Origin of the sequence: Blautia sp. LMAG:36 (assembly GCF_008680535.1) — a bacterium.
Taxonomy (GTDB): domain Bacteria; phylum Bacillota; class Clostridia; order Lachnospirales; family Lachnospiraceae; genus Blautia_A; species Blautia_A fusiformis.
On record NZ_NALB01000010.1, the window covers coordinates 334,541 to 352,930 of the forward strand.

The 18,390-nt window shown below is 37.4% G+C and carries 28 protein-coding genes and 1 pseudogene; 28 read left to right on the forward strand and 1 reads right to left on the reverse strand.

What is annotated here, in order from left to right; all coding sequences use genetic code 11:
* Positions 1-2: 2 nt before the first annotated feature.
* The 22 genes and pseudogenes from CCC17_RS14040 to CCC17_RS14145 all read left to right on the forward strand — a co-directional run bounded on the left by CCC17_RS14040 (position 3) and on the right by CCC17_RS14145 (position 13,712).
* Positions 3-620 carry a hypothetical protein gene (locus tag CCC17_RS14040; protein ID WP_179978753.1) on the forward strand — a complete coding sequence of 206 codons (618 nt, stop codon included), beginning with the start codon at positions 3-5 and terminating at the stop codon, positions 618-620.
* 433 nt (positions 621-1,053) lie between these two features.
* Positions 1,054-2,031, forward strand: a complete 978-nt coding sequence (locus CCC17_RS14045) for a M28 family metallopeptidase (protein ID WP_242872569.1) — start codon at positions 1,054-1,056, stop codon at positions 2,029-2,031.
* 140 nt (positions 2,032-2,171) lie between these two features.
* Entirely contained in the window at positions 2,172-2,546 is a 375-nt protein-coding gene (locus tag CCC17_RS14050) for a hypothetical protein (RefSeq protein ID WP_015524968.1), read from the forward strand.
* A 308-nt stretch (positions 2,547-2,854) separates the two neighbouring features.
* On the forward strand, positions 2,855-2,992 hold the full coding sequence (locus CCC17_RS14055; RefSeq protein ID WP_287083289.1) for a hypothetical protein: 138 nt from the start codon (positions 2,855-2,857) through the stop codon (positions 2,990-2,992).
* Positions 2,955-4,052: an RNA-guided endonuclease TnpB family protein gene (locus CCC17_RS14060; RefSeq protein WP_287083269.1), complete on the forward strand. Its 1,098-nt coding sequence runs from the start codon at positions 2,955-2,957 to the stop codon at positions 4,050-4,052. The genes CCC17_RS14055 and CCC17_RS14060 overlap by 38 nt, the downstream gene beginning before the upstream one ends.
* Before the next feature lie 344 nt (positions 4,053-4,396).
* Complete coding sequence (locus tag CCC17_RS14065; RefSeq protein ID WP_015524970.1) at positions 4,397-4,867, forward strand: hypothetical protein; 471 nt, start codon at positions 4,397-4,399, stop codon at positions 4,865-4,867.
* A 25-nt stretch (positions 4,868-4,892) separates the two neighbouring features.
* A complete protein-coding gene (locus CCC17_RS14070) occupies positions 4,893-5,156 on the forward strand; it encodes a hypothetical protein (protein ID WP_015524971.1) in 264 nt (87 codons plus the stop codon).
* Between the two features lie 391 nt (positions 5,157-5,547).
* Entirely contained in the window at positions 5,548-5,943 is a 396-nt protein-coding gene (locus tag CCC17_RS14075) for a hypothetical protein (protein WP_015524973.1), read from the forward strand.
* Between the two features lie 9 nt (positions 5,944-5,952).
* Positions 5,953-6,324, forward strand: a complete 372-nt coding sequence (locus CCC17_RS14080) for a hypothetical protein (RefSeq protein ID WP_059086885.1) — start codon at positions 5,953-5,955, stop codon at positions 6,322-6,324.
* Positions 6,325-6,600: 276 nt separating this feature from the next.
* Complete coding sequence (rd, locus tag CCC17_RS14085) at positions 6,601-6,765, forward strand: rubredoxin (RefSeq protein WP_015524975.1); 165 nt, start codon at positions 6,601-6,603, stop codon at positions 6,763-6,765.
* 76 nt (positions 6,766-6,841) lie between these two features.
* Positions 6,842-7,276, forward strand: a complete 435-nt coding sequence (locus tag CCC17_RS14090) for a bacteriohemerythrin (protein WP_015524976.1) — start codon at positions 6,842-6,844, stop codon at positions 7,274-7,276.
* Positions 7,277-7,538: 262 nt separating this feature from the next.
* On the forward strand, positions 7,539-7,688 hold the full coding sequence (locus CCC17_RS14095; protein ID WP_015524977.1) for a hypothetical protein: 150 nt from the start codon (positions 7,539-7,541) through the stop codon (positions 7,686-7,688).
* A gap of 179 nt (positions 7,689-7,867) precedes the next feature.
* Complete coding sequence (locus CCC17_RS14100; protein ID WP_005421604.1) at positions 7,868-8,080, forward strand: DUF6219 family protein; 213 nt, start codon at positions 7,868-7,870, stop codon at positions 8,078-8,080.
* A gap of 3 nt (positions 8,081-8,083) precedes the next feature.
* The gene (gene bcp, locus CCC17_RS14105; RefSeq protein ID WP_005421605.1) at positions 8,084-8,539 is read left to right on the forward strand and encodes a thioredoxin-dependent thiol peroxidase; all 456 of its coding nucleotides are present in this window, start codon (positions 8,084-8,086) and stop codon (positions 8,537-8,539) included.
* Positions 8,539-9,285, forward strand: coding sequence for a peroxide stress protein YaaA (yaaA, locus tag CCC17_RS14110; protein WP_005421606.1), 747 nt, complete (start codon positions 8,539-8,541; stop codon positions 9,283-9,285). The genes bcp and yaaA overlap by 1 nt, the downstream gene beginning before the upstream one ends.
* 89 nt (positions 9,286-9,374) lie before the next feature.
* Positions 9,375-9,575: pseudogene (locus CCC17_RS14115) on the forward strand (rubrerythrin family protein); the annotation flags it as partial.
* Positions 9,576-9,758: 183 nt separating this feature from the next.
* A complete protein-coding gene (locus CCC17_RS14120) occupies positions 9,759-10,133 on the forward strand; it encodes a desulfoferrodoxin family protein (RefSeq protein WP_015524981.1) in 375 nt (124 codons plus the stop codon).
* Positions 10,134-10,227: 94 nt separating this feature from the next.
* Positions 10,228-10,386 (forward strand): rubredoxin, encoded by a 159-nt coding sequence (locus CCC17_RS14125; RefSeq protein WP_005339874.1) that lies wholly within the window; start codon positions 10,228-10,230, stop codon positions 10,384-10,386.
* Positions 10,387-10,540: 154 nt separating this feature from the next.
* Positions 10,541-11,287 carry an SDR family NAD(P)-dependent oxidoreductase gene (locus CCC17_RS14130; protein WP_005421611.1) on the forward strand — a complete coding sequence of 249 codons (747 nt, stop codon included), beginning with the start codon at positions 10,541-10,543 and terminating at the stop codon, positions 11,285-11,287.
* A 92-nt stretch (positions 11,288-11,379) separates the two neighbouring features.
* Positions 11,380-11,685, forward strand: coding sequence for a thioredoxin (gene trxA, locus CCC17_RS14135; RefSeq protein ID WP_005421612.1), 306 nt, complete (start codon positions 11,380-11,382; stop codon positions 11,683-11,685).
* A gap of 13 nt (positions 11,686-11,698) precedes the next feature.
* Entirely contained in the window at positions 11,699-12,019 is a 321-nt protein-coding gene (locus CCC17_RS14140) for a rhodanese-like domain-containing protein (RefSeq protein WP_015524982.1), read from the forward strand.
* A gap of 1 nt (position 12,020) precedes the next feature.
* The gene (locus CCC17_RS14145; RefSeq protein WP_092072197.1) at positions 12,021-13,712 is read left to right on the forward strand and encodes an FAD-dependent oxidoreductase; all 1,692 of its coding nucleotides are present in this window, start codon (positions 12,021-12,023) and stop codon (positions 13,710-13,712) included.
* 111 nt (positions 13,713-13,823) lie between these two features.
* Here CCC17_RS14145 and CCC17_RS14150 read toward each other — a convergent pair whose 3' ends face one another.
* A complete protein-coding gene (locus tag CCC17_RS14150) occupies positions 13,824-14,483 on the reverse strand; it encodes a Crp/Fnr family transcriptional regulator (protein WP_226844672.1) in 660 nt (219 codons plus the stop codon).
* A gap of 134 nt (positions 14,484-14,617) precedes the next feature.
* Between CCC17_RS14150 and CCC17_RS14155 the strand changes: the two genes are divergently transcribed.
* The 6 genes from CCC17_RS14155 (at position 14,618) to CCC17_RS14180 (ending at position 18,380) form a co-directional block, all read left to right on the forward strand.
* The gene (locus CCC17_RS14155) at positions 14,618-15,538 is read left to right on the forward strand and encodes a hypothetical protein (RefSeq protein WP_015524986.1); all 921 of its coding nucleotides are present in this window, start codon (positions 14,618-14,620) and stop codon (positions 15,536-15,538) included.
* An 85-nt stretch (positions 15,539-15,623) separates the two neighbouring features.
* On the forward strand, positions 15,624-15,950 hold the full coding sequence (locus CCC17_RS14160) for a hypothetical protein (protein WP_226844668.1): 327 nt from the start codon (positions 15,624-15,626) through the stop codon (positions 15,948-15,950).
* 119 nt (positions 15,951-16,069) lie between these two features.
* Complete coding sequence (locus CCC17_RS14165) at positions 16,070-16,270, forward strand: 4Fe-4S binding protein (RefSeq protein ID WP_092072186.1); 201 nt, start codon at positions 16,070-16,072, stop codon at positions 16,268-16,270.
* The gene (locus CCC17_RS14170; RefSeq protein ID WP_092072183.1) at positions 16,267-16,851 is read left to right on the forward strand and encodes a 4Fe-4S binding protein; all 585 of its coding nucleotides are present in this window, start codon (positions 16,267-16,269) and stop codon (positions 16,849-16,851) included. The genes CCC17_RS14165 and CCC17_RS14170 overlap by 4 nt, the downstream gene beginning before the upstream one ends.
* A gap of 98 nt (positions 16,852-16,949) precedes the next feature.
* Positions 16,950-17,723, forward strand: coding sequence for a NifB/NifX family molybdenum-iron cluster-binding protein (locus tag CCC17_RS14175; RefSeq protein WP_015524988.1), 774 nt, complete (start codon positions 16,950-16,952; stop codon positions 17,721-17,723).
* A 333-nt stretch (positions 17,724-18,056) separates the two neighbouring features.
* Complete coding sequence (locus CCC17_RS14180) at positions 18,057-18,380, forward strand: thioredoxin family protein (RefSeq protein ID WP_015524989.1); 324 nt, start codon at positions 18,057-18,059, stop codon at positions 18,378-18,380.
* Positions 18,381-18,390 lie beyond the last annotated feature (10 nt).

Here is an 18,390-nt window from a genome sequence, read left to right on the forward strand (position 1 = left end):
GTATGAAAGAAGAAAAACGGCAATTTACTGTGTTGCTCCCACTTGGAGATCTGGCTTATGATGAAGATTTTTTGCAGAAAGCGAAGAAGATAAAAGGTATAAAAGAAATCTGGCCAGTCATAGAAGTCCCGGTTGTCATCAAAATTGAAGATTATACGGAAACAACGACTTTTTCAGGAATTGATATGAATGCGTTTGGAAAAAATCCAACTCAGAATGAACTGGGGAAGATGCCGTTGTTATTGCTGGGAAATGGTTCCCTACGGGATATGAAAGACTATAATAATCATGCCATTTCAAAAAAACAACAGGAAAAATTTTTAGAGATGGGTGAAAACCTGAATATTTTTTATTTCCTGGATGAAAAAGAGAAGGATACTTCCAAAGCCACAGATGATCTTACCACTTTATCCGGCAATTCCGCAAGAGAACCGCAAACCTCATATATGCCCTGTAAAGCCGCTGTAGTAATAGAAGGCAACGAAATCTACATACCCATTTCCCAGGCACAGGATCTCTGCAGAGAAATAGGAGAGCCTTCTGAAATCAGTAAAGTATATCTAAAAATAAATGGAAAAAATAACCTGGAGAACGCAAAGAAAATACTTTCAGGAATTTAACATAATATATAGCAAGAAGTCTCTTTCCTTTACAGATGTGCAATGAATTGTAAAAGCACTGTACGAACGCTGTAAAAGCAAAAAAGAACACTTGGTTGGTGATGCAGTTCATGGTATAATAGTATCAGTTGATAACATAAATGATAAAAAAGCTAATTTTGTTAAAAAAGGATCACAATGTACATTTAGAATATCAGATTTACCGCCTTTTGATCATGTGGTTGTAATGTTCCGTGCATAGCCCAGAATGGAACTAAGTAAATTTATCAATGTCTGTCCCTTTTTCAAAATCTGAGATTTAATTGGCAGAAGTATATCACATGATAATGTTTATGGTATGGAAAAAAGCTTTCGTTGTAGCCTATGGTTTTGCATGGAAAGTTATTGGATAAAAGATACTGATTAATACTTGGTAAAATGAGGGAGCTCACAAATGAAAAAAATTACAATTGCCTTAATTATGGTTATATCATTAATAGCACCAATTCAGACAATGGCGGAGAGTGTTACCCAGAACGGTACAATAATAGAGCCTTTGGAACAGAATATTGAACAGATCATCGATGAAATCACTTCTGAACCGCGTCCAATAAATTCTGATGCAATACAGAATGTAAAAGAATATATTAGTGAATATTTTGGCAATCTGGGATATGACAATATAGAATACCAGAAATTCGAATATAACGATGAAAACAATGAGAATGCAATAAGGCATTCCTCGCAGGCGGATGTGTTTCTGGCATCAACAGCCGAGAATGCAATTGTTGACGGCATTGGTGAAAATATCATTGTGACAAAAAACTCATCTATTGATACTACAAAAAATCTGATCATAAGTGCCCATTATGACAGTGCAGAAGATTCGGTGGGCGCCAATGATAACGGTTCCGGAGTGGCAGCAGTGCTTGAACTGGCAAGGATTTTAAAAGATACAGAGATACCGTATAATATAAAATTCATCCTGTTCTCGGGCGAAGAGAAATATATGCTGGGTTCAAGATGGTATGTTGGTAAGCTGACGGAGGACGAGCGGAAACAGATCATCGGAGTAATAAATATTGATACTATTGCAGAAAAAAGTGATCTGGGTTATATGGCGATGATCGAAGGAAACAAAAGACCAGACAATGCGGAATATGATGATGAGGGATTGAAAAAACTGGCAGAATTAAATAAAAACAGTATGTCAGAACTATTTACACCCAGTGACAGATTTTTCCTGACAATGGCAACCAACAGTGACCATTATCCGTTTGCATTAGTGAATATCCCGGCAGTATCTATTGTCCAGGACTGGCAAGATGGTTTGAACGTGAATGATAGTTCTGATGTAAAAGAAAATATGGATATGCAGAGAATTGTGGAAGTGATTGATCAGGTTATGGAAGTACTTCCAACGATCAATTAAATTTATATCAAAAATCTCCCACTAATGGTAGTGCCAGATAAAAAACATTGTAGAAGTCAGTAATATTAATGTTTTTCATGGTGCTAGCACAGTGTGAAGTCGAAATAATCAAATACTGACAGAGACTAGGAGGTGGAATAATGAAAAAATGGATCGTGATGCTGGCGGTACTTGTTATGTTCTGTCTGGCGGGATGCGGGGAAAAGCCGATGACAGCAGTGTATTTTCATACAGATGATAACAGCTGGTATTTTGCGGATCTGGACACGGACACGATTTTCTCCGGAACGATACCGGATAAGCTTACGGATGAGAATGGAAAGAAGCTGACAGAGGAAGATATGACAGACGGAGATGTTTACCTAATCTATGGAGATGGTATCATGCTGGAAAGCTTCCCGGGACAGTATCCGGGAATCACAAAGATGGTACGGAAAGAACAGGGCAATCAGGAAAAGGCCGATCATTACCGGAAGGAGCTGCTTTCCATGATGCGTCCGGTGACTGGAGAGTGATAAAATAAAGCTTTTTTAGAAAAATATTAAAAGAAAATATATATCCATTTCTTCTATATTTTGATAAACTATATATTAAGGCCACTGAGAAGAATAAATTTTAACAAATGTAGCAAGAATTCTCCCACATCTTCAGGTGGTGAGATGAATTGCACATCTGAGCATATCTGCTCAAAAAAATCTCTATAGTATAAAAGAAACACTTGTTCTCCCTTCCCTGATGTAGTATACTGAAAAAGAACAATTAGTTCATAAATACATATCCGTCGATATAAGAAAAAGGACGATAAATATAATGGAGTTAGACCATGAAAGATGCATTCTGGGGTCAGATCTTCGGTCTGCTCAGTGCAGGTGGAGCAACGATTGAAACGATACGGCAGTATATAGAAAGCCAGGGTGAGAAGAATGAACCGCACCGTAAAAATAAGGATCTATCCAAATAAAGAGCAGAGAGTTCAGATAGAGCAAACAATCGGCTGCAGCCGCTTTATCTATAACCAGATGCTTGCAGATAAGATCAGCTATTACCAGAAAGAAAAAAAGATGCTCCGGAACACACCGGCCGGATATAAAAAGGAATATCCATGGCTGAAGGAGGTGGATTCCCTTGCCCTGGCGAATGCGCAGTTGCATCTGGAAAGTGCGTTCCGGAAGTTTTTTCGGGAACCAGCCTGCGGATTTCCACGTTATAAATCAAAGAAGCATGCAAGAAATTCATATACGACCAATGCACTAAACGGAAATATCCTTTTGCAGGATACCCATCTGAAGCTTCCAAAGATGTCCGTCATAAAGATAAAACTTCACCGTCAGATTCCATCAGACTGGAAACTGAAGTCTGTAACTGTGAGCCGTGAGCCATCCGGGAAATATTTTGCCAGCCTTTTGTTCTGCTGTGAGAACCAAACAGTGGAAAAAAGACCGGCAGAGAGATTTCTTGGGATCGATTTTGCCATGCAGGGAATGTGTGTATTTTCTACAGGAGAAAGAGCCGGGTACCCTATGTTTTACAGAAAAGCAGAGAAAAAACTTGCAAGAGAACAGAGAAAGCTCTCCCACTGTGAAAAAGGAAGCCGGAACTATCAGAAACAGAAAAAAAGGGTAGCTTTATGTCATGAAAAGATAAAGAACCAGAGAAAAGATTTCCAGCATAAGCTCAGTAGGGAGCTTGCGGAAAGATATGATGCAGTATGTGTGGAAGATCTGAATCTGAAGGGAATGTCCGGAGGACTGCACCTTGGGAAAGGTGTGCAGGATAACGGGTACGGGCAGTTTCTGTTCATGCTGGGATACAAGCTGGAAGAATGTGGAAAACATCTTATAAAAGTAGACCGTTATTTTGCATCCAGCAAGATCTGCAGTGTATGCGGACATAAGAAAAAGGAACTGGCATTGTCGGATAGAATGTATGTTTGTGAATGTGGAAATAGGATGGACCGGGATGTGAATGCAGCAGTCAATATCCGTGAAGAAGGAAAAAGAATCTATAAAGAATGTGCCTGACGGCACAAGAAAAAAATCCGTAACCGGATAAACATAAAAAACAAAACCGCGGGACACGCGGGGATAGCCTGTTTTAGCTTTGCCCTAAAGGGTAATCGAGCAGGAAGCCCCCACTTCAAAATCGTAAGATTTAAGTGGTGGGAGCATGTCACTTGCTTTGTGGAACAGATTGATATTTACAGGGAGGAATCGTATTTCAGATTCTTCAAGTACATAAGAGTTCACTTTTCGTTGTATTTTAAAGAAAGAGAGACATGGAAACTTTGGAACAACAGCGAAAGTATCTTTGAAAAAGATCAAGGGATTACAATAAAATGATATGTAAATGAAGAGTAAGGGGAAAAATGCTGATTACGGATATTATTAACATTTTGGGGAATGAATTTAGTAGTATATATTGCGTAAATCGTCAAGATCAGTACATTCAGATTTATAGACATCTAAATGAAAACACAGAGTTAGATGAATTAATGAACGAGAAGAAAACATATGAAACCGTAATACAAAAGTATATAGAGACCAATGTATTTGAAGAAGACAGAAATAAAATGCTGGTTGCTACGGATTTTAATAATATATGCAAACAACTGCAACTGGTCTCACAGTTCACAATACATTACAGGATAAAAAATGGTAATGATATTTTGCGTTATCGTATGAAATGTGCAAGAATTGGAAATGCAGATACATTCGAAAAAATAGTGTTTGCGTTTGCAAGTGAGGATTCAGATATAAGATTAGATGAGTTAGGCATTATGAACTTGAGCAGCACCGGTGAGAAAAGAAAAAGCATCTTTTCTCTGCTTATTAAGTGATGATTGTGAGCTGGATCATCGGAGAATGGACAATGTTATTAATGAGTTTGTAGAGAATGCTCCGATTAAAGGAATAAAGATTAAATATGGTATTTACAAAAATATAGATAAGAATCTTTCAATAGCTACCATATATGATTATGCATCTATGGCGGCAGAAACAGTTATGGAAGATTATAATCATGACTATGCGTATTATACAGATGAACTGGCGCAGAAGAGACTTTATAACCAAATGATAGAAAACGATTTTACAGATGCTTTGAAAAATAAGGAGAGATTGGTATAGACGATATTATTTGGATTATTAATCGGCAGGGATAGTCACTTTCCCTTTATATTCCTGCAGGTTTTACATAAGAAGATGGATTTCGGTCAGCAAAGGCAGCTCCCACAATGCCTTTTGGATATCCGCTTCTGCAAGTTGTAGTAAGTAATTGCTTCCCATCAAAATCATGGGGAAAGCGAACTGGTCTGAAAGACCGCCAGTTAGTGTGATGATGATAAGGAGATTTTGAAACTGATGACAGACAGAGATTATGCAATTAAATCAGTGAAAGAAATTACCTTCCATATGGCAAGTCATGCACAGGATTAAGACATTATACTGATATTAAAGAACTGATGACAAGCTACCAGAAACTGATTTTAGAAAACCAGTTGTATTGGAAGAACTGGATATGGAGTGCCAGGAGAAAATCAATGAAGATATGGCATATGCATTGAGTTATTTGAGCATTTATAACAATCAGCTGAATGTGCCAAAGATGCACCGGGAAATGAATAACCTGATGATCATTTATGGCTTGTCTGATATGATCTATCGTGGAATGACACTGGTGAAGTTCTATGCACCGAATGGTGTGATGCTCAGTGAAATCCTTCATTCCTGTTTTTGCAGTCATTATAATAAGACAGATGTGGAAGTACAGCAGGAGCTAGGAATAGGCAGGACTTCTTTTTATAAAATGAAGAAGCAGGCACTTGGATATTTAGGATTTTATTTTTACGAGATCGTGGTACCGCAGGCAAAGGATAAAAGATTTAAACCGTCACTGGGCGTTGAGGAAGAGTAGGTTAGTAATATGAGATACGAAGATTCGATGAAAGGTGTAGCTGATCAAATAATCAAAGAACAGCAGCGAGCCAGTAAAATTAAAAACAATCCAGAAGAGTTCCATTGGCATGACGAATATGCAACGTTGAATTTCTTTCGGTTTATCTGCAAAAATATCGGTAACTTGAGAAATGGAGAAATTGAAAAAATGGTCACACGTTTAAAGTACATAGATCAGAAAGCAGTGGAAAACCATGTGAATGGTGCTGTTTGGGCATTTGATTATGATAAGATGTTCTGTGTATTGATGGAAAATGAAATTTGTCGAAAGGTGTGTGAAAAGAATAAATATAACAGTTGGATGAACCTGATGGGACAGTATTGTGTTTCAAGGACTTAAAGACGAAGAAAGTTGTTGGAGAGAAATAATTTCCAGCAACTCTGTCTTTAATGAATAGAGTTCATTTTTTTATTCAACTATTCCCATGATATATACAATATGTAAATGTGCAATTCAAATATCAGTTTATGCTAAGTACAAAAATAATAATAATTACTATTATTGACAAAAGAATAATTATCATGTATAATACAGATATACAAGAAACAAAGTGTTAGAAAAATTGCTAGGAACTTGGTAACAAAAATAAATCGACATTGAAAATGGAAAATGACTATGAAAAAATATGAATGTGAACCATGTGGATATATTTATGATCCGGCAGTAGGAGATCCAGACGCCGGTATCGCTCCAGAAACTGCATTTGAGGATATTCCAGATGACTGGACATGCCCAATCTGCGGATTAGGAAAAGATGTTTTCGTTCCTGTAGAAGACTAAGCAGAAAATGCAGGTACGAAACTGCCAGACATTAAAAGAGCCTAAGAGAACATATAAAAGAAATGGAGGTCAAATTATGACTTACGATTTAAACATTACCTTTGATGACAATTTAGTAACAGGAAATAAAACAATCGATACACAGCACAAAGAATTGATTGACCGTATCCAGAACTTTGTAACTGCCTGTCAAAATGGCGACAGCAAAGTAAAAGCAATCAAAATGCTGGATTATCTGGATGAATATACTGACTTTCATTTCAAAGAAGAGGAAAAGCTTCAGGAAAAATCCGGTTATCCAGAGCGTGAAAAACATTATGAAAAACATGAAGAGTTTAAAAAGACAATTCAAGAACTGTATGAATACCTTCAGGAGTATGAAGGACCAACAGATCGGTTCAGTGAACTTGTACAGAAAAATGTAATCGACTGGCTGTTTGGACACATTAAAACATACGACCGCTCTGTGGCAAAATTTATCTTTATGAAACAAAATCCAGACCGATGCTAAAATAAACCAGGGAACGAGTTCACTCAGAATGTAGACAACGTGATGAAGTAAATTAGGGGCTGTCACAATGCAGCCCCTTTCCTGTTATAGCGATATTCTAGGTAATATATTGCGCTGGCATGACATATTATTTTACTACTACTATATGGGAAGAGCAAGCAGCTCTTCTTTTTTTTGTCCTTTTTATCCAATTTTAAGTTGTAAAGTCTCTTTTCATTCGACAAAATTCTCCACAGACAGAGGATATGCGACGAGCATTGATATGAACATCTATTTATGGAAAGAGGATATTGAAGACGGGGAATCGGTAATGACAGCCGAATATAGACCTGTAGAATACGGAAAGGACTATGATGTTGTCAATAATCCTGATAAATTTCAACTATATATAGATGGAAAAGAGATTAAATAGTAATCTCCTGAAAGCAAGCTTTTTGTCAATTATTTCAAAGAAAAATTAAAGGATAACAATACATAGTTTTGACAATGATATTTTGAAAAAATTTATAGGAATGCTCTATTATCAAATTGACATAGGAATATGGTAGCGTATAATTAGAATTGAATACACTGAAAAAATGGAGGAATTACATGAAAGCACATAAATATTGGTCAGTAGGAGCATTGATCACAATGCTTGGGACTTTTTACACTGGATATAAAAAGCAAAAATCAAGTCACAAATACTTTGCTTTAAGTTCTATGTTATGTATGGTAATGGCGATATATACAGGTCATAAAATGATTACCGGGAATAGGAAGAAAAAGGCGAATAAAGAGAAAGATACAGAAAGGGAGGGATAAATAATGTTGGAAGTAGGGGTTAAGGCACCGGATTTTGAGTTGCCAGATCAAAATGGGAAAATACATAGATTATCGGATTATACAGGAAAAAAAGTGATTTTATATTTCTATCCCAAGGATAATACAGCGGGATGCACGAAACAGGCATGTGGGTTTTCTGAGCGATACCCTCAGTTTACCGAAAAAGGAGCAGTTATTCTTGGAGTCAGTAAGGATTCTGTATCCTCTCATAAGAGATTTGAGGAAAAATATGGATTGACATTTACACTTTTAGCAGATCCAGAGCGGAAAGTTATTGAAGCATATGATGTATGGAAAGAAAAGAAAAATTATGGCAAAGTCTCTATGGGAGTAGTAAGAACCACATATCTTATTGATGAACAGGGGATTATTATAAAGGCAAATGATAAAGTCAAGGCTGCAGATGATCCTGAAAATATGCTCAAGGAATTAGATTAATGAAGATAATATTATCCCCTGCTAAAAAGATGATTACAGATACTGACAGCATAGCGCCGGATGGATTGCCTGAATTTATTGAAAAGACGACAGAGATACAAAGTTGGTTGAAAAGTAAGTCAAAAGAAGAACTGAAGACTATCTGGAAATGTAATGACAAAATTACAGAACAGAACTTCAATAGATTGGAAAACATGGATCTTTATCATTTACTTACCCCAGCTGTCTTATCATATGAAGGAATTGCTTTTCAATATATGGCTCCATCCGTGTTTGAGGACAGTCAATTCGAGTATGTACAAAATCATTTGAGAATAATATCTGCATTTTATGGTGTGCTAAAACCAAGGGATGGTGTGACACCTTATCGTTTGGAAATGCAGGCGAAGGTTGGAATAGGAGAAACAAAAAATCTGTATGAGTACTGGGGAGATTTATTATACCGCTCAGTGATTGATAACAGCAGGATTATAATCAATCTGGCATCGAAAGAATACTCTAAGTGCATAGAAAAATATCTGACACGACAGGATAGATACATTACGATTACATTTTGTGAGTTATCAGGAGATAAACTGGTGACAAAAGGTACATATGCTAAGATGGCCCGTGGTGAAATGGTTAGGTTCATGGCTGAAAACAGAATTGAAAATCCTGAGGATATTAAGAAATTTGATAGACTAGGCTATTCATTCCGCTCTGATTTATCATCAGATGCAGAATATGTTTTTGAACGGAAAAAATGATGATTGAATGATTATTTTAAATAAAAGGTAATCAGTAATATTGATTATTATAATAATAGTAATTATTACTATTATTTATTGACAATAAACAGATTGAGATGCACCACGAAGAGAGATATCGTGCACTTCTTAAGAATATTGAAACTGCACAGGTGTTTGAAAAGAGTGAAGTTAAGGTATGGGAATGCCGTAACTGTGGACATGTTGTGGTAGGAACAAAGGCACCTGAGATATGTCCAGTATGTAACCATCCACAGAGTTATTTCGAAATACGTGAAGAGAACTATTAAAGAGAAGGAGATTATTACAAAGAAGAAAGTGATTATTAAAAAAAGCAGTAATGATAGGCTGTGGCTTTGTTGGTTCTGCATCGGTTGGTAAAGAAGCATTAAAGTTTAAGAATCGACGGATGCTTTGAAGAAAGTTATAGAAACAATTGGATTTTAAATTTTAAACATAGGAAGATAAAAAAGATGGAAGTAAAATATTATGTATGCAATCATTGTGGAAACATTATTGAAATGTTAAAGGATCAAGGCGTACCAGTAATGTGTTGCGGAGAGGCTATGCATGAGTTAAAAGCTGGAGTGACAGATGCTGCTGTTGAGAAGCATGTACCTGTATATACAGTGGACAAACAGCATGTACATGTTGTGGTCGGTGAAATAAAACATCCAATGCTTGATAATCATTTCATTGAATGGATTACACTAAATACAAATCAGGGTATTTATAGAAAACAGCTAATTCCAGGACAGGAACCTATTGCGGATTTCTGCCTCTGTGATGGAGAATATGTAGAAGAAGTATACGCATACTGCAATCTTCATGGACTCTGGAAATGCTAAAAACACTTGACTTTCGTGCTAAGATTACAAAATAATTCAGATACAACAGTAATATATGCTGTGTATTAATATATTTATAAGGAGGAATAAACTAATGAAATATGTATGTGACGTTTGCGGATGGGAATATGATGAAGAGGAAGGTTATCCTGAAGGTGGTATTGCACCAGGAACAAAGTGGGAGGATGTTCCAGAAGATTTTGAATGCCCATTATGTAATGTTGGAAAAGATCAGTTTTCAGAAGTTGAATAGAAGCCTAATCTTGTGTTAAATACAGATGGATAAACCAAAACCCTGGTGCGTGAGCAACAGGGTTTTTTATTGCGATATTTTGTGATGATATCACAGAAAATAATCTACCTTTTGCTTATAATGTAGTTAGAAACTAAGTAAGGAGGTAGTCTAAATGAGATTAAAAGATAAAGTTGCAATCATTACGGGTGGAAGCCGTGGTATAGGATTTGCTACAGCTGATAAATTCTTGAAGGAAGGTGCTTCAGTTGTGTTGGCAGCAAGTTCACAGGAATCGGCAGATGTTGCTGTAGATAAATTAAAAGAAAAATATCCCAATGCAATAGTTGCTGGAATTAGTCCAAATCTGGCAAGCATGGAGTCTGTCAGAAAGGCTTTTAAAGAGGCAACTGAAAAATATGGATGTGTCGACATACTGGTAAATAATGCAGGGATTTCAGAAAACACCTCATTTATGGATTATACAGAGGAGACTTTTGATAAAGTCATGGATCTAAATGTAAAAGGAGTATTTAATACTACTCGTGTAGCAGCAGAATGTATGGTGGCAAGAGGCAAGGGGGTCATTCTCTCAACTTCTTCCATGGTGAGTATTTCGGGACAGCCAAGTGGGTTTGCTTATCCGGCATCGAAGTTTGCAGTAAACGGATTGACTGTATCATTAGCAAGAGAACTAGGACCTAAAGGTATTCGTGTTAATGCTGTTGCACCTGGGATTACAGAAACTGATATGATGAAGGCCGTGCCAAAGGAAGTTATCGAACCTATGATTGAAAGAATTCCATTGCGTCGTCTTGGACAGCCAGAAGATATTGCCAACGCGTTTGTGTTTCTTGCTTCAGATGAGGCGAGTTACATTACAGGTGTTATATTAAGTGTAGATGGTATGGCAAGAAGTTAAGTTAATGAGGTATGGTGATGTAATCACGGAAAATAAATGAAATTAAGACTATAATAAATCTACAAAAAGAGAAAGATAAGGAGGACTGTAAAATGTCTGCTATTAATATCAATAAAAATAATTTTCAGAACGAAGTACTGAATTCCGATAAACCCGTTCTTTTAGATTTTTGGGCATCTTGGTGTGCGCCTTGCCGTATGGTAGTACCTATTGTAGAGGAGATTGCAAGTGAGCGTAGAGATATTAAAGTTGGAAAGATTAATGTAGATGAAGAGCCTGAACTGGCAAATAAGTTCAGTATTATGAGCATTCCAACTTTAGTGGTTATGAAGAATGGGAAGATTGTACAGCAGGTTTCAGGGGCGAGACCTAAGAATGCGATTTTAGAAATGCTTTAGGGGGGGTGTGCTAATGGGATTTTTTGATCTCTTTAAACAGTCGAATATTAATCAAGGCATAGAAGAATATAAAAGGACTGATGATGCAGTTCTGCTGGATGTACGTACACCGCAGGAATATCAGGAAGGACATATACCAGAAAGTAAAAATGTGCCGTTGCAGCAACTTGACAATATTGCTTCTGTAGCGAAGAATAAGGATATCCCACTGTTTGTATACTGTTATTCCGGTTCACGAAGCCGCCAGGCAACTGGGATACTGCAACGAATGGGATATTCTAAAGTAAATAATATCGGTGGCATTGTAGCTTACTCAGGAAAGGTGGAAAAATAAGATGAAGGTAATAATTGTAGGAGGTGTAGCCGGAGGAGCTACAGCCGCAGCAAGAATACGCAGACTGAATGAACATGCTGAAATTACTGTGTTTGAAAGATCCGGATACATATCCTATGCAAATTGTGGACTTCCATATTATATTGGAGACGTGATCACAGACCCGGAAGAACTTACACTACAGACACCAGAGAGTTTTTTTAAACGCTTCCGTATTAACATGAAAATTCATCATGAAGTTATCTCCATACATCCGGAACGTAAAACGGTTTCAGTGAAAAATTTAGAGAATGGTGAGATATTTGAAGAAAAATATGATAAGCTGATCCTCTCTCCAGGTGCAAAGCCAACACAGCCGAGACTTCCCGGAGTAGGTATTGATAAACTTTTTACACTTCGTACTGTAGAAGACACTTTTCGGATAAAGGAATATATAAATAAGAATCATCCAAAATCGGCTGTATTGGCAGGTGGTGGTTTTATTGGTCTGGAACTGGCAGAAAATTTGAGGGAGCTTGGCATGGATGTTACGATTGTCCAGCGGCCTAAGCAGCTGATGAACCCTTTTGACCCGGATATGGCATCCATGATCCATAATGAAATGAGAAAACATGGGATAAAACTGGTACTGGGCTATACAGTAGAAGGATTTAAAGAAAAAGACACCGGAGTGGAGGTCCTGTTGAAAGATAATCCATCCCTTCAGGCTGATATGGTAGTTCTGGCAATCGGAGTCACACCAGACACAGTATTAGCAAAAGAAGCCGGTCTGGAACTTGGCATCAAGGAAAGTATTGTAGTGAATGACAGAATGGAAACCTCTGTACCGGATATTTATGCTGCAGGTGATGCAGTTCAGGTAAAACATTATGTTACGGGTAATGATGCGCTGATTTCTTTGGCAGGACCAGCCAATAAACAGGGCAGAATCATCGCTGATAATATTTGTGGCGGTGATAGTCGTTACCTGGGCAGTCAGGGAAGCTCCGTTATAAAAGTGTTTGATATGACAGCAGCCACTACAGGTATCAATGAAACCAATGCCAAAAAGTCAGGATTAGAGGTAGATACAGTAATTCTTTCTCCTATGAGTCATGCCGGTTACTATCCTGGTGGAAAAGTGATGACCATGAAGGTGGTTTTTGAAAAAGAGACCTATCGTTTGCTTGGTGCTCAGATTATTGGATATGAAGGAGTTGATAAACGTATTGATGTGCTGGCAACAGCAATTCATGCAGGGCTGAAGGCAACCCAGCTGAAGGATTTGGATCTCGCATATGCACCGCCTTATTCCTCTGCCAAGGATCCTGTAAATATGGCAGGATTCATGATAGACAATATAGCAAAAGGTACCTTAAAACAATGGCATCTGGAAGATATGGATAAGATTTCTAGAGATAAAAGTGTTGTGTTGCTGGATGTGAGAACTGTAGGTGAATTTAACAGGGGGCATATGGATGGATTCAAAAACATTCCTGTAGATGAACTAAGGGAACGTATCAATGAAATTGAGAAGGGAAAGCCCGTTTACCTGATATGCCAGAGTGGGCTACGCAGTTATATTGCAAGCCGTATTTTGGAAGGAAATGGATATGAAACATACAACTTTTCAGGTGGATTCCGCTTTTATGATGCAGTGGCTAATGACCATGCACTGATTGAAAGATCATATGCATGTGGTATGGATTATTAGAAATAAATAAAATATTTTTATAGTTTGATTGTAGTATAAAAAGATCCCCCATTTATTAGAATGACTTTCATAATTCTGATAAATGGAGGATTCTTTAGAGAAAAAAACGTTTTATGATCTTTGTAGTGTTTCCAGTCTTTTCGAATCAAGGATTGCTATTTTGCCGCGAGAGAGTCTGACGAGTCCTTCGCCTTGAAAGTATCGAAGCATTCGAGTGATAACTTCCCTGTGGGAACCAAGATGGTTTGCGATAGTTTCGTGAGTGATTTTCAGTTCATTTGTTCCTTCAATGGATGTTTCTTCTAAAAGAAATGAAGCAACACGCTTATCCAAACTCTTCCACATAATCTGTTCAATCAGCCACATGACATCAGAAAAACGGGTAGCCATTAACTCATTGGTATAGTTTGCGACAGGAGCAGATTCTTTCATGATGCCCTTATAGATTTCAGCAGGGATGATCCAAAGATCCGTATCTTTTTCTGCTTCAATGGTTACTTCAAATTGAATAGACCGCATGATACATGAGGCGGATAAAAGACACATATCCATATCGAACAGACGGTAAAGTGTAATCTCCCGTCCTTCATCTGAAAGTATGTAAGTTCGAAGCTGCCCGGATTTAACCAGTAATAATCCAGTACAGTCCAGGTTTCCATTGTGAATGATCGTTCCTTTTTTTACATCCCGTGTGATTAAATTGTCTGAAATTAGTTTTTTCTGTGCTGTATTTAAGTCATTCCATAGTGGAAAATAATTTTCGAAGCTCATAGCAGTCATCTCCTTTACGAACATAGTATACTTGCTTTTTTAAGATGCGTCAATTAAATAATTGACATATGCCATAAATAAAAATATACTGACTATAGTACATGACGGTTGTAAATATGAGGGAGGGATAAATAATGCAGGGAGATGTCAGTTTTACATTTTTGGACCGAATTGAAGAAGTAGAACTGAATATTGTAGATGGACGATGGCAGTCTGCACTGGCATTGGCATTGACTTTGCCAGATATTTGTGGAGGTATTGCTTTCCCGGAAATTGTTAAACATTATCGAGATGGCCGGGTTATGCTGGATCGGCAAAAGAATCCGACCCGTGATGTGGGAACCCAGTATATTCGCTGGTTTGATGAATATGCAGGGGACTACTTTAAACTATCTCAATCTGGTGAAAAGCCATATATTTGCGGAGAACGCTGTTGGCAGCTTCGATGTGAATATCTTCATCAAAATAAAGGATTTTTGAATGATGAAAATAATATACGCTTTCATCTTGGACTAAACTGTGGAATGTCAGTTTGTCAGTTGGACAGTATGAACATACAGGAGAACGGAAACGATGTTCATATAGACATAGAACAGTTTTGTCTGAGGATGTGCAAGGCAGCAAAGAGTTATTATGATAAAGTTCATTTGGAAAAAGACTTTAGTCTCTATAATACACCAGTTTTGGATTTTGTTCAGGTAACACAAAAAAAGAAAGCTGCTTCTATTATTGCACTAGTCTGTGGCAGTGAACGTTATGCAAAAGGATTAAAAGAAACATTGCAGTTTATTTCAGATCAGATCATGCTGTTTTATACACCGGAAAGTGCTAAAACAAAATTAGGCAGACATAAGCCGGATCTTTGGATTGTTACCGAAGATATGACGAGCCAACCGAATCAGCCATGGCGTGCGGACAGGACAACACCTGTAATTTTAATCACAGGCAATCCTGATGCTGTTGAGATTAAAAAGAATTCAGGAAAACTAACTGTTCTTTCTATGCCATTATCAATAGTTGATTTGCGGAAAACCGTCGAAATATATGTGTCGTGAGGAGAAGTTTATGCTGTACATAATACTATTATTTGTATTTGTAGTTGTATATTTGATGATGCTTATGCGGAGACAGAAAGAAAAGATGAGTGAAATTAAAATACAAATAGATCAACTGCAAGCACAACATGATCGATTGCAGAAAGAAAGGGATCAGTTACAAGAACGGATGAATCATCTGGAAGAGCAACGAGAACACTTGCAAATGCAAACAGACCAGGCATTTCGGAGTTCTGATGAAATCGAGAAAATTTGCGATGAGATATGGAATCATGCTAATACCATTCACCTTTACTCTTCGTTAGCTGAAGAAGAAAGCAAATCTATAACAATGAAAGAAAAACAAAAAGAAATTATTCGAACAACTGAGGAGATTCTAAACATCATATATAAATATAAAGGTAATGTATAATAAAAATATGTCATTGTAATGATTAGCGTTCAAGGTAAATTCTTATGTAATAATGTCACAGAAGGATTTACCTTTTTCAGGTACAATAGAGATACAAAATTTGAAAGGGGAACAAAGCATTGGCAAAAAGAGTGGCAAGTGTCGATAAAAAAAGATGTGTTGCCTGCGGAGTATGTGAAAATACTTGTCCGCTGGCAGCGGCCAAAGTTTACCATGGATGTTATGCTGTGATAGAAGAAACAGTGTGTGTAGGATGTGGAAAATGTGCAAAGTCCTGTCCGGCAGGTTGTATTGAAATGAAAGAGAGGACAGCGATGTGAAGAAAAAGAAACATTGGTATGATTATTTATGGATATGGGCGATCCTTTATTTTACACTCGGTTTTTTTAATATTTTGTTCGCCTGGTTTGGGATGATTGATTTCCTGTTGCCGTTAGGAATAGCAATATTCGGTGGAAATAAATTTTTCTGTAATCATTTGTGTGGACGTGGCCAGCTTTTTAGTAAGCTTGGTGGAGATTTAAAATGCTCAAGAAATAAACCAACCCCGCGATGGATGAGTTCAAAATGGTTCCGATACGGCTTTTTGATATTTTTCCTTACAATGTTTGGGAATATGGTATTTCAGACATATTTAGTTGGTGCCGGAGCATCATCCTTACGTGAAGCCATCAAATTATTCTGGACCTTCCGTGTTCCGTGGGGATGGACATACACTGCCGGAACAGTAGCTGATTGGGTGGCACAGTTTAGTTTTGGATTTTATAGTTTGATGCTTACATCTTTGTTGTTAGGGTTGATTGTAATGGTGTTATATAAGCCACGAACCTGGTGTACATTTTGTCCAATGGGAACAATGACGCAGGGTATCTGTAAATTAAAAAATAATGAAAAGAAGTAATACTATAAGGTGATTCATAAAAGGCATATGTCAAAAACGTTATTGACATATGTCTTTTATAGGACTATTATATAAGAAAAGCGAGAAAGGAGCAGTTTATGCCGAGACCAGTAAAATGCAGAAAAGTCTGCCATTTCCCCAATGTTTTAGAATTTCTTCCGGCAGATGATACGGAGAAAAAAACACCCATTGTTCTGACGGTAGATGAGTACGAGACAATCCGTCTTTTGGACAAGAAAGGTTATAGTCAGGAGCAGTGTGCAGTATCTATGCAGATCGCAAGAACGACGGTCCAGCGGATTTACGAGATTGCCCGGAAGAAAATAGCAGATGCACTTATTGACGGACATCCGCTCAGAATTGAGGGCGGGGATTTCAGAATCTGTGACGGTCAGAGCGGCAACTGCAGCTTTGGAGGATGTTACAAACAGGAAATTTACAAAAAATATGCAGCAGAAAAAGGAGAAGGTATTATGAGAATAGCAGTAACATATGAAAATGGACAGATTTTCCAGCACTTTGGACACACAGAGACATTTAAGATTTACGATGTAGAGGAAGGAAAAGTAGTACATTCAGAAATAGTAGATACGAATGGAAGCGGACATGGCGCATTGGCAGGAGTTCTTAATGCATTGAATGCAGATGTTTTGATTTGTGGCGGAATCGGAGGCGGCGCACAGACAGCGTTAGCGGCAGCAGGCATCAAGCTTTTCGGAGGAGTTTCCGGAGATGCAGATGAAGCAGTAGAAGCTTTTATCAATGAAACACTTGAGTATAATCCGGATGTGAAATGTTCTCACCATGAGCACAACCACGGGGAAGGACATACATGTGGTGAGCATGGATGTGGAAGCCACAGCTGCCATTAAGAAGAATAGCAAAAAATAATAGTACGAAAGGATGTGCCAAGGTAATGTAGAAGTTACCGCAGTACATCCTTTTGTGTTATGTGATTCTCATATTGATTATTTCTTACTTGCCGAAAATAATGAATTGAACGTATAATACTCCCATCTTTTTGTAACTGTCAAAGATGAGAGTATACTTAATTTATTGAGAAGAGTCAATTATATAACTGACATATGCTGTAAATAGAAGTAAAAAAGCGTAATAAAGTAAATCAACTTTTCTGTGATATCATCACGGAAGCAAGCACTTATTTGGGGTATATTAAGTTCAAATAGGAGAAGGAGTTGAAAAATATGACATCTATAAATATAAATAAAGAAAAGTTTGGACAATTAATTCATAAGGAAAAACCGGTTTTGGTTGATTTCTGGGCACCGTGGTGTGGTTATTGCCGTAGAATTGGAGCAGCTTATGAAAAAATAAGTGAAGAATACAGCGATATTCTTGTTGCTGGAAAAGTAAATATTGATGAAGAACCGCAGATTGCAGAAGCTGAAAAGATTGAGGTGATTCCTACGCTGGTTTTATATCGAAATGGAAAGGCAATAGATTCTATTGTTGCACCTGAATCAAAAATAATGATAGAGAATTTTATTAATGAAGCATTGGAAAAATAAAAGGAGGACT